Here is a 12,724-nt window from a genome sequence, read left to right on the forward strand (position 1 = left end):
CCTCGCATGACACGCGAGGAAAGTCCCCTTCAGCACGTCTTACGAGACGAAAGTCCCCTTCAGCTCGCGCGTCAGCGCGGGGCCATGCGCAGCGAGCCGTCCATGCGGATGACCTCGCCGTTGAGGTAGTCGTGGTCGATCAGCTGCAGCGCGAGCTGCGCGTACTCGTCCGGCCGGGCGAGCCGCTTCGGGAACGGGACGCCGGCCGCGAGGCCCGCGCGGAACTCCTCGCTGACCGTCGCGAGCATCGGGGTGTCGACGATGCCCGGCGCGATGGTCAGCACCCGGATGCCGTGCGAGGCGAGGTCACGTGCCGCGGGCAGGGTCATGCCGACGATGCCGCCCTTCGACGACGCGTAGGCCACCTGGCCGATCTGCCCGTCGTAGGCCGCGACCGACGCGGTGTTGATGATGACGCCGCGGGCGTCGTCTTCGAGCGGCTCGGTCTTCGCGATGGCCTCGGAAGCCAGCGTCACCACGTTGAACGTGCCGATCAGGTTGATCTGGACGACCTTTGCGTACAGCGCCAGGTCGTGCGGCCCCTTCTTGGACAGGATCCGCGCGGACGGGCCGATCCCGGCGCAGTTCACCACGGTCCGCAGCGGTACGCCCGAGCTCGCCGCGGTCTCCACCGCGACCCGCACCTGGTCCGGGTCGGTGACGTCGGCTTCGACGTACGTGACGCCGTCGATCTCCTCGGCCTTCTCGATCGAGGAGGCGAGGTCGAGCGCGAACACCTTGGCGCCCTTGCCGGCCAGCGCCTTCGCGGTCGCCCCGCCGAGCCCGGACGCGCCACCCGTGACGAGTGCCGCGGTGTCGGTGATCTGCATGTTCTCCCGTTCCCTTCTGGCCTGCGCACTGATTGAGACAGGTTAACGCTCGTTCGCATCGGCGTCGCGCGTGTGCTGCCTCACTTCGGCCAGGAGTAGACGCGAGGAGTATTCGGGGGTGCCCCCTTCCGTTAGCACGGTGGTCAACTCCGGCCGTCACCCTCGGCTGCATGACCGCAGCTCGGATCGTGGTGGTGGGAACCGGTTACGTCGGACTGACCACGGGAGCGTGCCTGGCCAGCCTGGGGCATCGCGTCACCTGTGTGGACGTCGACCAGACGAAGATCGCGCGGCTGTCCGCCGGACGGGTGGACATTCTGGAACCGGGACTGGCCGAACTGGTCACTCGCGGGCTCACGAGCGGAAGACTCGGTTTCGTCGTCGGCGCGCGGGAGGCCGTGCGCGACGCGGAGGGCGTCTTTCTGTGCGTGCCGACGCCGATGGGCGCGGGTGGTTCGGCGGACCTGCGTGCCGTCGAGGCGGTGACGTCGGAGATCGGCGACGTCCTGCCCGCCGGGTGCGCCCTGATCACCAAGTCGACCGTGCCGGTCGGAACGGCGCAGCGGATCCGGGCGATGCTCGGCCGCACCGACGTCCCGGTGGTGTCGAACCCCGAATTCCTGCGCGAGGGCACCGCGGTCTCGGACTTCCTCGGACCGGACCGCATCGTCGTCGGCTCCGACGACCTCGACGCCGCCCGCTGGGTCGGCGACCTCTACGAGGATCTGGACGCGCCGGTCGTCGTCTCGGACGCGGCGAGCGCGGAACTGGTGAAGTACGCGGCGAACTGCTTCCTCGCGATGAAACTGTCCTATGTGAACTCGATCGCCGAGCTCTGCGAACGCCTCGGCGCGGACATCGACCTGGTGACCGCGGGCATGGGCTACGACCGGCGGATCGGCCGGACGTTCCTGAAGCCCGGCCCCGGCTGGGGCGGTTCGTGCCTGCCGAAGGACACCAGCGCGCTGGTGCGCGTTGCCGAGTCGGTGCAGTACGACTTCCGGATGCTGACCTCGGCGATCGAGGAGAACATCGCGCAGCGGGACCGGATCGTCGCGAAGATCGCGGGCGCCGTCGGCGGGACACTGGCCGGCGCCCGGATCGGCGTGCTGGGGCTGGCTTTCAAGGCGGGGACGAACGATCTGCGTGACTCGCCCGCCCTGGCGGTGTCGTCCGTGCTGGGCGCGCTCGGCGCCGAGCTGACCGCGTACGACCCCGCCGTCGGCGGCGAGATCGCCGGGATGATCGTGGTCGACGACCCCTATCAGGTCGCGAAGGGCGCGGACGCCGTCGTCGTGCTGACGGAGTGGAACGAGTTCAAGCGTCTCGACTGGACGTACTTCGCCGAGCTGATGGAGGGGGACACCGTGGTGGACACCCGGAATCTCCTCGACCCGCACCGGATTCTCGACGCCGGGCTGAACTGGCAGGGCGTCGGCCGCCCGCGCGCCGCCCACCGCCCCCTCACCACAAGCCAGGCCTGAATCTTCTCCCGCGGTAAATCCGTCAAGGCCACCTTACGGGCGTGTGGCGCCCGTAAGGTGGCCTTGACGGCATTTGCCCAGCGCATGGAGCCGTCCCGCCGAAAGCCGAACAGCGGGCTTGGGGGCCTGCCATAATCCGGACATTCGGATTTGCCGACCGCGCAAGGGAGACGCGATGTCCGCCCATATGGACGAGCTGATCGCTCAGTTCCAGAATTTCCAGACCAAGGTGCGGCAGGCCGAGGCTCGCTTCGCCGGCGTCGAGGACATGCAGGAGCGGATCGCGCAGGTCGAGAACACCGTGCGCTCGCCGGACGGCAACGTCACGGTGACCGCGGGGGCCGGCGGGACGGTCACCGACCTCCGGCTCGCCGCGGGCGCCACGCGCCTCGAAGCGGGCCAGCTGGCCGGGATCATCCTGAACACCCTGCGCCAGGCCGTCGCCGGTGCCGTCCAGAAGCAGGCCGGGATCGTGGACGACGCGTTCGGCGACGCGTTCAACGTCGACGTCTCCGCGCAGGTCCGGCAGGCCCAGACCGAGGCGTTCGGGGCCGTCGCGGAACCGCCCGCGCCACCGCAGCAACAGCAGCCGCCCCAGCCGCTCCACCAGCCGGGAACCCCGGCGGAAGGATTTGCGTCGTACCAGCAGCCGCCCCAGCCGCAGGCGTCGCCGCCCCGGCGACGGCCGAACCCGCGGAATGACGACGACGACTACTTCGACGACAACTCCATCCTCCGCCGCGACTGATCCGACCGAGGGGGCTCCCCGATGGCACCAGACATCCACACCAGTATCGAAGCGATCTCCGGGTACTCGAAGAAACTTCCGTTCTACGAACAGGAAGCGGAAAAGTTCGGTGCCAAGATCGACGCCGCCGACGTGACCAACGAGGCGTGGGGTGTCATCGGCATCTTCGCCAAGCAGGGCTACACCGAACGCCTCACCGAGCTGCGTTCGCTGCTGACCGATCTGAAGGACGGCGTCGACGCGCTCACCGACAAGATGAACAAGGCCGCCAACATGTACAAGGGCGCCGAGGACGCCGGGAAGATCACCTTCGGCAAGTACGAGGCGGAAATCGACGCGATCGGGAAGCCGGGCAAATGACCGAGGAAAAGAAGAGCATCGCCGACACGCTGGACGTCAAGCCGTACGACGAGAGCATGGGCGCGAACCTCGACCGCGCGGCGGAGAACGTGCCGGTGCTGGGGACGGCCTACAAGACCGGCAAGTCGATCGGCGAGCACGCACAGCAGGCGGCCCAGGCGGACAACCCGCAGGAGCTGGCCTCCGCGGGCGCCGCGCTGGTCGGCGACGGCGCGAAGTTCGTCCAGGGCGCCGCGATGGACATGGTCACCTTCGCCATGGACCCGATCGGCTGGCTGGTCAGTCACGGCCTGAACATGCTGCTCGAACTGGTCCAGCCGCTGCAGGACGCGCTGCACCAGGTCACCGGGGACGGCCCCGCCATCGGGCACGCCTCGGAGAACTTCACCGCGATCGCGCACGGTTTCGTCGCACTCGCCGAGGACTTCGAGAAGACCGGTGACACCGCGCTCGCCGAATGGGTGGACGAGGCGGGCAAAGTGGCGAAGGAAGCCCTCGGCGACTTCTCCTCCGGCATCCGCGGGGTCGGCTCGGCCGCCGGCTCGGTGGCCGAGGTGCTGCAGATGTGGTCGATGCTCATGGTGGTCATCGAGGAGCTGATCAAGGGCATCATCACCGAGCTGATCTCCTGGCTGATCACCCTCTGGTTGCCCGCGCTCGCGGCGTCGGTGATCAGCTTCGGCAGTTCGGTCGCCGCAGCGATGACCGCCTCCATCGCCAAGGCCGCCAGCGTGCTCACCAAGGTCACCCGTTACCTCGGCAAGTTCGGGAAGCTGCTCGAGAAGTTCATCGAGTACATGGCCAAGTACGCGACCAAGATCGTGGCGATGACCAGGAAGTTCCGCCTCGGCCGGTACGCCGGCGAATCGCGGTTCGGTCTCGATACGCTGGAGAACACGGCCAGGGTCCCGTTCACACCGGGCAACCGGATGACCACCACGATGCTCGGGGGCGCGGCCGGCGTCAAACCGTTCGTCGTCGGTGCCAGCGTCAAGGCCGGTACCGGCGCGGCAAAGGGCGCGTTCCACGAGGGCAAGGACGCGGTCAGCACCGAGGGAGACGAGCCGTGGTTCAACAAGAGCGAGATCGGTGGGGACAAGAGCCCGGAGGAGACCCGGGGCAACCTCGACATCTAGGCGCCACGTCGCAAGACTTCGTCAACCGCGCACCCACCGACGCCCGTCGTCAGGCGGCAGCGAAGATGTTCGCCCACCAGGAACAGCTGGACGCCCAGCAGGAAAGCCTCATGGTGCGTCCGGGGTTCCGGGAACGGGTCGAGGGGTTCCTGCGTGGCCAGTGGCGTGAGCCGGTCATCGCGCTGCGGCTGTCCGACAACAAGCTGACCTTCGAGGTGCCCGGCCGGCGTGGCGATGGCACGGTCGAGGGCGAGAACCAGGTCGGCCGGTTCTTCGGCAACGCGCTGCGGGGCGTCGGCACCGCGGCGGCGGCCGTCTTCGCCGTGGCCAACAGCTCGGGCGGCAGCGGCGGCCCCAAGGGAGAGCGGGAAGTCCACGTCCGGGGCCCGGCGAACGCGATGGTGCTCGACCTCGTCGACCGGCTTCGAGGGGTGAGCGGGCCCTGGCTGGCTTTCTCGCCGTCGTACATCGCGGCGGTGGACACCGGCTCGACCTTCCGGGATCCGGCCGACGCGCCCCCACCGCGGATCCTCTGGCAGGCACGCAAACCGCAGGCACCGGAGGTCAGGTTCCGCGGGCACACGCTGGTCTGGCCGGACGGCTCGAGTTTCCGGTTCCCGCTGCACAGTCGCACCGAAGATCAGTACTTGCGGCAGTATCTGGATTCACATACCAAATAGACCGAAAGTAAGCCGACCAGGACAGGCGACGGACCTGCATGACTGCTTACTTTCGGTCGGTTTGGTATCTACCAGCACTGTAGCAATGGTTAGTATCGGCCCATGTTCACGACGAGGCCGGAACTCAAAGGCACGTTCGGGATGGTGGCATCGACGCACTGGCTGGCTTCGTCGGCCGGGATGGCGGTGCTGGAAAACGGCGGAAACGCCTTCGACGCGGCGGTCGCGGCGGGGTTCGTGCTCCAGGTCGCCGAGCCGCACATGTGCGGTCCAGGCGGCCAGGTTCCGGGCATCTTCGTCACCGCCAAGGACAGGACGCCGCGCGTTCTCGCAGGTCAGGGCGTCAGCCCGGCCGCGGCGACGCCGGAACACTTCGCCGGGCTCGGCCTCGACCTGATCCCCGGCAGCGGGCTGCTCCCGGCGACCGTGCCCGGTGCCTGGGACGGCTGGCTGCTGCTCCTGCGCGACCACGGGACCAAGTCGCTGCGCGACGTCCTCCAGTACGCCATCGGCTACGCGCGGAACGGGATTCCGTTGTCCGCGCCGGTCGTCGAGAAGATCGAGACCGTCGAGCAGTTGTTCCGCGAGCACTGGACGTCGTCGGCCGAGCTGTGGCTGCCCGGCGGAAAACCGCCTGTCGCCGGGGAATTGCACCGCTATCCCGTGCTGGCCGACACCTGGGAACGGCTGATCGCCGAGGCCGAGTCGGTCAGTGGCCGTGAGGCGCAGATCGACGCCGCGCGGCGCGCGTGGTCCGAAGGATTCATCGCCGAGGCCGTGGATTCCTTCTGCCGCAAGGCTTTCCTCGACGACTCCCGGCGCGAGCACGCCGGGTTGCTCACCGGCGAAGACCTCGCGAGCTGGGAGGCCACCTACGAGGACGCGCTCATCGTCGACGTCGGCGAGTGGAGCCTGGTCAAGGCGGGCGCGTGGACGCAGGGCCCGGCGCTCGCCCAGCAGGTGCTGATGCTCGACGGCTTCCGCGACGAACTGTCCTATGTGGATGGAATCCCGAGCGCTCGTACGGTGCACCTGGCCGTCGAGTGTGCGAAGCTCGCCTTCGCCGATCGCGAGGCCTGGTACGGCGACACCGGCGAAGTCCCGCTCGACGTCCTGCTTTCGAAGGCGTACACCGACGCGCGTCGCGCGCTGGTCACCGACGAGGCCAGCGGCGAACTCCGTCCTGGCGACGCCAGGGGCGCCGCGAAACTGCCCGCGATCCTCGACGAACTGAAGGGACGCGGCACTGGCTCGGGCGCCGTCGGCGAACCGACACTCGAAGAACTCGGCCTGAACCGGGGCGACACCGTGCACCTCGACGTCGTCGACGCGGCGGGCAACATGGTGTCGCTGACGCCGTCCGGAGGCTGGCTCCAGTCCAGCCCCACCATCCCCGAGCTGGGCTTCTGCCTCGATTCGCGGGGCCAGATGTTCTGGCTGGAACAGGGTTTGCCGAACTCCCTGCAGCCGCGCAAACGCCCGCGCATCACGCTCTCGCCGTCGATGGCGCTGCGGCACGGCGAACCGGTCGTCGCCTTCGGTACCCCGGGTGGCGATCAGCAGGACCAGTGGCAGACCTGCTTCTGGCTGGCGCACACGGTCGCCGGACTGAACCTCCAGGAGGCCATCGACGCCCCGGCCTGGCACACCTCGGCGTTCCCCAGTTCCTTCTACCCGCGCTCCTGGACGCCCGGGGAGATCCTGGTCGAATCCCGCCTCGGAAAGTCCACAATGGACGAACTCGCCGCGCGCGGCCACCAGGTCGTCGACGCCGGCCCATGGAACCTGGGCAGGCTCTCCGCCGTTTCCCGAACCGGCGATGGCCTGCTCCGCGCCGCCGCCAACCCCCGCGGCATGCAGGGCTACGCCGTCGGCCGCTGACTTCCGCGAGTCCCACGTTCACGACGCCGAGTTCCACACTCGCGGCTCGGGCCCCCACCCGTGGGACACGTCGCGCACATCCGCGAATGTGGAACTCAGGCTCCTGAAGGTGGGACTCGGGGTCCTGAATGTGGGACTCGCGGCGACTCTAGAGCGGCAGGGCAGTCCAGCCGCCGCCGACCGCGAGCAGCGTGCGAACCCCCTGTGCGTGATCGGCGAACCCGGCGAGATCGCCGTGCAGCAACGCGGCGCGCTCGCTGTCGAGCGGGAGCGTGTCGTCGTTCCACAGCTCGAAGATCCAGCTCGCCGCCAGGTGCATCGACCGGAGCAGCCCGACCACCGTGGTGTCGTTCCTGCCGCCCTCGGCGAGGTAGCTGGTCATGATGTCGTCACAGGACGCGACGAACTCCCGCAGACCGCGGACCGCGTCGCACGGGCTGCCGTCCCAGTCCGGGCCCGGCCAGGCCGACGAGCTCAGCGCGAGCCACAACCGCCACCCCGCGGTCAATTCGGCGTGATCGTCCGGGATCCACTCCGCCATGCGTTCCAGTGTGACCCCGGGCGACCCGCTTTACCCCCTTCCGAATGGCCTATCTCACGAGCCGGGCTGCTGCCACAACCAGAACTCGATGCCCTGGTTGTCGACACAATCCGCGGTCACGCCGTACGGCATGTGTTCGGGTTCACCCGCTTGGCCGCCCTGCGCGCGTACGCGGGCGAGCGCCGCGTCGAGGTCATCGACGGCGTACATGAGCTTCCAGCCGACCTGACGTCCAGGACCGCCCCAAAGTCCGCCCTGCAGGCCGTGTCCGGAAATGCCCCAGCCGCCCTCGACCTGCCCCGGCGAGAACTGCCAGCCGAGCACAGCACCGTAGAACGTCTTCGCCGCGTCGTCGTCAGGGACCTGGAAGGTGAAGTACCCGGCTTCGCCGTGTCGGACAGGCTTCGCGTCTTCGGCGGGCCGCGGCGCGGCCTGGCCGATCAGCCAACGCTGACCGAACGGGTCCTTGATCGGCCCGTGCTTGCCGTGACCGCGATCTTCGACCGCGCCCAGCAACTCGGCGCCCCGCTCGACCGCGCGGGCGACCGCGGCGTCCACATCGGACACTTCGACCCGGATGGTCGGGCCGCCGGTGGGAGCCACGACGAGGTCCATTTCGGGGAATTCCTCGGCGAACATGAGCACGGTGTCGCCGATGCCGACTTCGGCGTGCCCGACGCGGCCGTCGTCCATGATGATCGGATCGGACCGGCGCTGGGCGTCGAAAACCTCGACGTAGAAGTCGAGCGCGGCGCGGGCGTCGTTGACCACGAGGTACGGCGTCACCGAGCGCACTTCGGCGGTGGAGGCAGGCGTTTCGGTAGTCGTCATATCGGCTCCGTTCAGGATCGCGCGACGCAGTCGGTCACGCAGTTCGTCGGCGAAGGCGGGGTCGGGATCGACCGGTGTCGAGGGACGGCGAAGCGCTTCGAACGGCTCAGACATCGCGACCCTCCTTCTCCTCGTAGGCGCGACGGAACGCGGCACGGGCACGCACGAGCAACGCCTCGGTGGCGTGCACGCTGCGGCCGAGATGAGCGGCGACCTCGGGCACGCCGAGGCCGTCGACATAACGCAGGGTCAATGCGGCCTGATGGTGCGCCCCCAGCGTTTCGAGCACCTGGCGGGCCCGTAACGCGTCGACCTGTGCGTCCCACGGATCGGTGACATCAGGTTCACTCTCGTGGACCAGTCTCAGCCCGCGTTCCTCACGTTCTTTGCGCCGCCAGTGATCGGCGAGCTTGTGCCGGGCGACGCCGATCAGCCACCCGGTGCTCACTGGAGGCGCGTACTCCTTGCGACAGGCGGACACCGCGCCGAGAAAGGTTTCCGAAGTCAGTTCCTCGGCGATCGCGCGGTTTCCGCACCGGGACAGCAGGTACCCGTAGACCTCCGGCAGAGCCGTCTCGTACAGCTCGAGCAGTGCGAAGGCCGGGTCCGGTCGTACCCGTGGTTCCGTCACACCCTCATCGTCGCTCGGAAGCCCGCTTCTCCGACGGGTGAACTTGGGATTTTTTTGTGGCGCGGTCTAAGACTCCACGAAGGGGCCGTCGTCGATGAACCTGCGCAGGTTGCGGGCGAACGATCGCGCCTCCTCCTTCGGCCATGAGCGCAAGGACGCCTCTATCTGCGCGGCGAGGCGCTGCCGCATGACCGCCACCGTGTGTGTGCCCTGCTCGGTGAGGGTCAGCAGCACGGCCCGTCCGTCAGCGGGGTCCTGTTCTCGTCGCACCAGACCGGCCTGTTCCAGGCGCGATGCTCGGCGGCTGACGCCGGAGCGGTCCAAGCCCACATCGGCGGCTAGGTCGGCGGCGCTACGAGGCCCCGTTCTCGCCAGCCCGCTGAGTACGGGGTAGGTGACCTCGTCGATGCCCTCGCCGAGGTTCTCGGTCAGGGCCTCATACACGGTGGCCCGGAAGCCACGTTTGAGCAGTTCGCCCAGCGCGTCCGCGATCTCGTGCCCTATCTCGTTCGCCACGTCCCCAGAATAGCGTGCGCCGCGCACGCAGTTGGTGTACGCTCCGAATAAGCGTGCGCCGCGCACGCAAAACCGCGACCCAACCGGAGGACAATCCATGAGCACCACGAACATCGCCGCCGCCCTCAGTGACCTCCTGCTGACCCCGGGGCTCGACCTCCGAGATGCCGCCGACCGTCACTTCGCCCCTGACTACCGTCAGCGCACGGACGGCACGTGGGCCGACCGCGACGAATTCCTCGAACACATCGCCCACCTGCGCGAGGTGGTGGCCGGCGGCAGCGTCCGGGTCCACGAGGAACTGACCGACGGGAAGCTGTACGCCGACCGGCACACCATCGACGTCACCAAGAAGGACGGCGGCACGGTCAGCACCGAGGTCTACGTCTTCGCCGAGTTCGCTCCAGACGGGCGATTCCGCCGCATCGAGGAGACCACGCTCATGCTGTCCGGTGGCGAAGAGGATCGGAACCTCGGAAGCGCGCGGTGAGAACCGGAAATCTTCAGGACCGCAGGTCTGACGCGGTGGCGGGCCACCCTTCGCGAGCGCTGGGGTAGCTCGGCGCCCAGCCGGTGGCCTCGCGGAAGCGCGCATTGCTGACGCGCAGTGATCGGCTGAGCGAGGTGAGCCTGTCGCCGAAGAGCAACGCGGCGCGTCCGGGTACGCGCAGCCACAGTTTCCTGCCCGCGGCGCGGCCGAGCGCGTCGGTGAATTCGCGTTTGGTCAGCGGCTCGTCGTCGACCACGTTGTACGTCCCGGCCGGAGCGGTGAGCGCGGCCGCGACGGCACTGCCCGCGTCGGCCATGTGGATCACCGAGAGGTAGCCGTCGGGCGGTCCGGGCATCATGCCGACGTGGTAGCGGGCCTGCGCGAGCATCTGCTCGGCGTGTGCCGCGCCAGGCCCGTAGAACCACCCGAACCGCAGGATGACGCCGGTGCCGCCCTCCGCGGTGAAGCGGCGCGCATTGGCTTCGGCGGCGAGATTTCCCCGCGTCATCGGGTAATTGTCGACCGGTACGTCTTCGTTGACCCAGTTCGCGCCACGATCGGGGTAGAGCATGGCGACGGACTCCTGGATCAGCCGCCCGACCCCGGCGGCCAGCGCGGCGTCGACCACGGCCGCCGAGCCGTCGGCGCGGATGTGCTCGTTGTACTTGTGCGCGTTGGTGCTCATGAACTTCGCCATGGATGGCAGCGCTGTCGCAAGATTGGCGACGGCGTCGTGCTGCTTCATGGCGTCGGTGAGGGCGGCGCGGTCGAACAGCGAAAGCTGGACGGGCGTCGCGCCCTGCTCGGTGAGCGCGGCGGCTTTTCGCGGCGTGCGCGCGAGCGCGGTCACGGAATGGCCCGCGGCGACGAGCGCAGGGACGGCGTGGCTGCCGAGCGCGCCGGTCGCACCGGTGACGAACACCTTCATGCTCGCAACTTACGGCTTGGGCCTGGCCGGCTGCCACTTCATCCGCAGTGAGACGAGATGCTTCCGGCTGTCCGGGAACAACCGGTAGATGTGCACGACGAACCGGCCGGGCTTGGCGCACTTGCGGGTCAGGAAGTCCTCGGCGCACGCGGTGCCGTACCGAACCTGCCACTTCTTCCAGCGCTCGGCGTGGTGTTCGAGGACGAACCCCATGTCGTCCACGAGTTCGGTGTACTCGTGCACACGCCGGTCCTTGGCGACCTCGCGGTAGTACTCGAGTTGGTGCGGATAACCCCAAACATCCATGACCAGCAGATTTGCGTGGGGAATTCGCGCGACACGGGGTCGAAGGGGGAATCCCACATCCCGCCGCCCGCCTTACTATTCGTGATCGAACCATGGCGAGGGGTGAGAACGGATGAGCCGGCGGAGCAGGCCCAACTATCGGCGGCGCCAACTCGGCCGCACTCTGCAGAAGTTACGCAAGGCGGCGGGCTTCAGCCAAGAGGATGCCGGAAAACCGCTACGCATCTCCAGCTCGAAGCTGAGCCGGATCGAGCAGGGCCACATCCCGGGCTACAACGACTTCCTGGCGCTGCTGGATCGCTATGGCGTGATCACCTCGGACTACGACGAGTACATCCGGATGTTCGACCACGCCAAGGAAAAAGGCTGGTGGCACGCCTTCGGCCTGGACGATCGCGGTTTCGTGAGCGTCGAAGCCGAGGCCTCGTGGATCCGCAATTACGAGCTTGGCTATGTCCCAGGACTCCTGCAGACCGAGAGCTACATGCGCACGATTTTCGAGTCGGCTCGGGTCCCCTATGAGGGCGAGCGGCTGGAGAACGAGATTGCCGTTCGCCTGCGTCGTCAGCTCAGGCTTACCAACGAGCCGGTGCTCAGGGTCCACGCGATCGTCGACGAGACCGCATTGCGGCGCAAGTGCTGCGATCGCACGCAGCTCTTGAAGCTGGTCGAGATGAGTGATCTGCCGAGTGTTCGGCTTCAGGTGATTCCGCAGACGGTGGATGCGCACAGCGGGATGTACGGCAACTTCATCTTGACTGGGTTTCCGGATCCCGCTGAGCCGGACTTGTGTTACGTGGAATACGGGTTCGGGTCGCTCCAGATCGAGGATGAGCACGAGGTCTACGCTGCTAAGCTCATGTTCGACTATCTCGCCGATCTGGCGCTGGATGAGCAGGACTCTCGCACGCTGATCGAGCGGATGATCGCCGAGACCTGAGCCGAGGCGGAGGTGAGCACTCGTGGACCTGTCGAGCGTCACTTGGCGGAAGAGCAGCTACAGCGCAGGTTCCGGGGCCAACGGCGATTGCGTTGAGGTTGCGTTTCTCAGCTGGCGGAAGAGCAGCTACAGCGGCGGCGAAGGGGCCAACGGCAACTGCGTCGAGGTGGCGTTCGTGCCGGAGGCGGTCGCCGTCCGCGACTCGAAGTCCCCCGAAACCGGCGCCCTCCTCCTCACCCCCTCCGCCTGGACCTCCTGGCTCCGCGAGGCCCGGCACACGATCAACGCAGCAAAAATTACACCCTGACACAGCGTTTACCCACGCCCAGGCTGTAACAAACGCTGCCTGGCCGCTGAACCAGGTCGCTGTCTGTGTCCACAGAGGACTCTCGTGCCGGTAAGGCCACCTTGAGGGCGTCAGA

General features: G+C 68.0%; 16 protein-coding genes. 9 read left to right on the forward strand and 7 right to left on the reverse strand.

What is annotated here, in order from left to right; genetic code table 11:
* Positions 1-71: 71 nt before the first annotated feature.
* The gene (locus tag ACFWX1_RS45930) at positions 72-830 is read right to left on the reverse strand and encodes an SDR family NAD(P)-dependent oxidoreductase (protein ID WP_378396244.1); all 759 of its coding nucleotides are present in this window, start codon (positions 828-830) and stop codon (positions 72-74) included.
* 170 nt (positions 831-1,000) lie between these two features.
* Here ACFWX1_RS45930 and ACFWX1_RS45935 point away from each other — a divergent pair, with 170 nt between their 5' ends.
* From ACFWX1_RS45935 to ACFWX1_RS45960, 6 genes are all read left to right on the forward strand, one after another.
* Entirely contained in the window at positions 1,001-2,314 is a 1,314-nt protein-coding gene (locus tag ACFWX1_RS45935) for a UDP-glucose dehydrogenase family protein (RefSeq protein ID WP_378396245.1), read from the forward strand.
* 175 nt (positions 2,315-2,489) lie between these two features.
* Positions 2,490-3,062, forward strand: coding sequence for a YbaB/EbfC family nucleoid-associated protein (locus ACFWX1_RS45940; protein WP_378396246.1), 573 nt, complete (start codon positions 2,490-2,492; stop codon positions 3,060-3,062).
* A 21-nt stretch (positions 3,063-3,083) separates the two neighbouring features.
* The gene (locus ACFWX1_RS45945; protein WP_378325952.1) at positions 3,084-3,422 is read left to right on the forward strand and encodes a hypothetical protein; all 339 of its coding nucleotides are present in this window, start codon (positions 3,084-3,086) and stop codon (positions 3,420-3,422) included.
* Positions 3,419-4,558, forward strand: a complete 1,140-nt coding sequence (locus ACFWX1_RS45950) for a hypothetical protein (protein WP_378325951.1) — start codon at positions 3,419-3,421, stop codon at positions 4,556-4,558. The genes ACFWX1_RS45945 and ACFWX1_RS45950 overlap by 4 nt, the downstream gene beginning before the upstream one ends.
* A gap of 65 nt (positions 4,559-4,623) precedes the next feature.
* On the forward strand, positions 4,624-5,238 hold the full coding sequence (locus ACFWX1_RS45955; RefSeq protein ID WP_378396247.1) for a hypothetical protein: 615 nt from the start codon (positions 4,624-4,626) through the stop codon (positions 5,236-5,238).
* Between the two features lie 102 nt (positions 5,239-5,340).
* Positions 5,341-7,119: a gamma-glutamyltransferase family protein gene (locus ACFWX1_RS45960; protein WP_378396248.1), complete on the forward strand. Its 1,779-nt coding sequence runs from the start codon at positions 5,341-5,343 to the stop codon at positions 7,117-7,119.
* Between the two features lie 148 nt (positions 7,120-7,267).
* Here ACFWX1_RS45960 and ACFWX1_RS45965 read toward each other — a convergent pair whose 3' ends face one another.
* The 4 genes from ACFWX1_RS45965 to ACFWX1_RS45980 all read right to left on the reverse strand — a co-directional run bounded on the left by ACFWX1_RS45965 (position 7,268) and on the right by ACFWX1_RS45980 (position 9,638).
* Positions 7,268-7,660, reverse strand: a complete 393-nt coding sequence (locus ACFWX1_RS45965; RefSeq protein WP_378396249.1) for a hypothetical protein — start codon at positions 7,658-7,660, stop codon at positions 7,268-7,270.
* A 54-nt stretch (positions 7,661-7,714) separates the two neighbouring features.
* The gene (locus ACFWX1_RS45970) at positions 7,715-8,605 is read right to left on the reverse strand and encodes a VOC family protein (protein ID WP_378396250.1); all 891 of its coding nucleotides are present in this window, start codon (positions 8,603-8,605) and stop codon (positions 7,715-7,717) included.
* A complete protein-coding gene (locus ACFWX1_RS45975; RefSeq protein WP_378396251.1) occupies positions 8,598-9,122 on the reverse strand; it encodes an RNA polymerase sigma factor in 525 nt (174 codons plus the stop codon). Before ACFWX1_RS45975 ends, ACFWX1_RS45970 begins: the two co-directional genes overlap by 8 nt.
* 66 nt (positions 9,123-9,188) lie before the next feature.
* Complete coding sequence (locus ACFWX1_RS45980; RefSeq protein ID WP_378396252.1) at positions 9,189-9,638, reverse strand: MarR family winged helix-turn-helix transcriptional regulator; 450 nt, start codon at positions 9,636-9,638, stop codon at positions 9,189-9,191.
* 97 nt (positions 9,639-9,735) lie between these two features.
* Here ACFWX1_RS45980 and ACFWX1_RS45985 point away from each other — a divergent pair, with 97 nt between their 5' ends.
* Positions 9,736-10,128, forward strand: coding sequence for a nuclear transport factor 2 family protein (locus ACFWX1_RS45985; protein ID WP_378396253.1), 393 nt, complete (start codon positions 9,736-9,738; stop codon positions 10,126-10,128).
* A gap of 13 nt (positions 10,129-10,141) precedes the next feature.
* On the opposite strand, the gene ACFWX1_RS45990 is transcribed toward ACFWX1_RS45985, so the two are convergent.
* Complete coding sequence (locus ACFWX1_RS45990; RefSeq protein ID WP_378396254.1) at positions 10,142-11,056, reverse strand: NAD-dependent epimerase/dehydratase family protein; 915 nt, start codon at positions 11,054-11,056, stop codon at positions 10,142-10,144.
* Positions 11,057-11,065: 9 nt separating this feature from the next.
* Positions 11,066-11,362, reverse strand: a complete 297-nt coding sequence (locus tag ACFWX1_RS45995; RefSeq protein WP_378396255.1) for a hypothetical protein — start codon at positions 11,360-11,362, stop codon at positions 11,066-11,068.
* Positions 11,363-11,474: 112 nt separating this feature from the next.
* Between ACFWX1_RS45995 and ACFWX1_RS46000 the strand changes: the two genes are divergently transcribed.
* Together ACFWX1_RS46000 and ACFWX1_RS46005 are read left to right on the forward strand one after the other, a co-directional pair.
* Complete coding sequence (locus ACFWX1_RS46000; protein WP_378396256.1) at positions 11,475-12,302, forward strand: helix-turn-helix domain-containing protein; 828 nt, start codon at positions 11,475-11,477, stop codon at positions 12,300-12,302.
* Positions 12,303-12,324: 22 nt separating this feature from the next.
* Positions 12,325-12,609: a DUF397 domain-containing protein gene (locus tag ACFWX1_RS46005; RefSeq protein ID WP_378396257.1), complete on the forward strand. Its 285-nt coding sequence runs from the start codon at positions 12,325-12,327 to the stop codon at positions 12,607-12,609.
* The last annotated feature ends 115 nt before the right edge of the window (positions 12,610-12,724 follow it).

The organism is Amycolatopsis sp. NPDC059021 (assembly GCF_042739895.1).
Lineage (GTDB): Bacteria > Actinomycetota > Actinomycetes > Mycobacteriales > Pseudonocardiaceae > Amycolatopsis.

Bases quoted from the DNA above. Each gene is read 5' to 3' on its own strand.
- ACFWX1_RS45930 (WP_378396244.1), bottom strand. From the start codon at position 830: ATGCAGATCACCGACACCGCGGCACTCGTCACGGGTGGCGCGTCCGGG.
- ACFWX1_RS45935 (WP_378396245.1), top strand. From the start codon at position 1,001: ATGACCGCAGCTCGGATCGTGGTGGTGGGAACCGGTTACGTCGGACTG.
- ACFWX1_RS45940 (WP_378396246.1), top strand. From the start codon at position 2,490: ATGTCCGCCCATATGGACGAGCTGATCGCTCAGTTCCAGAATTTCCAG.
- ACFWX1_RS45945 (WP_378325952.1), top strand. From the start codon at position 3,084: ATGGCACCAGACATCCACACCAGTATCGAAGCGATCTCCGGGTACTCG.
- ACFWX1_RS45950 (WP_378325951.1), top strand. From the start codon at position 3,419: ATGACCGAGGAAAAGAAGAGCATCGCCGACACGCTGGACGTCAAGCCG.
- ACFWX1_RS45955 (WP_378396247.1), top strand. From the start codon at position 4,624: ATGTTCGCCCACCAGGAACAGCTGGACGCCCAGCAGGAAAGCCTCATG.
- ACFWX1_RS45960 (WP_378396248.1), top strand. From the start codon at position 5,341: ATGTTCACGACGAGGCCGGAACTCAAAGGCACGTTCGGGATGGTGGCA.
- ACFWX1_RS45965 (WP_378396249.1), bottom strand. From the start codon at position 7,660: ATGGCGGAGTGGATCCCGGACGATCACGCCGAATTGACCGCGGGGTGG.
- ACFWX1_RS45970 (WP_378396250.1), bottom strand. From the start codon at position 8,605: ATGTCTGAGCCGTTCGAAGCGCTTCGCCGTCCCTCGACACCGGTCGAT.
- ACFWX1_RS45985 (WP_378396253.1), top strand. From the start codon at position 9,736: ATGAGCACCACGAACATCGCCGCCGCCCTCAGTGACCTCCTGCTGACC.
- ACFWX1_RS45990 (WP_378396254.1), bottom strand. From the start codon at position 11,056: ATGAAGGTGTTCGTCACCGGTGCGACCGGCGCGCTCGGCAGCCACGCC.
- ACFWX1_RS45995 (WP_378396255.1), bottom strand. From the start codon at position 11,362: ATGGATGTTTGGGGTTATCCGCACCAACTCGAGTACTACCGCGAGGTC.
- ACFWX1_RS46000 (WP_378396256.1), top strand. From the start codon at position 11,475: ATGAGCCGGCGGAGCAGGCCCAACTATCGGCGGCGCCAACTCGGCCGC.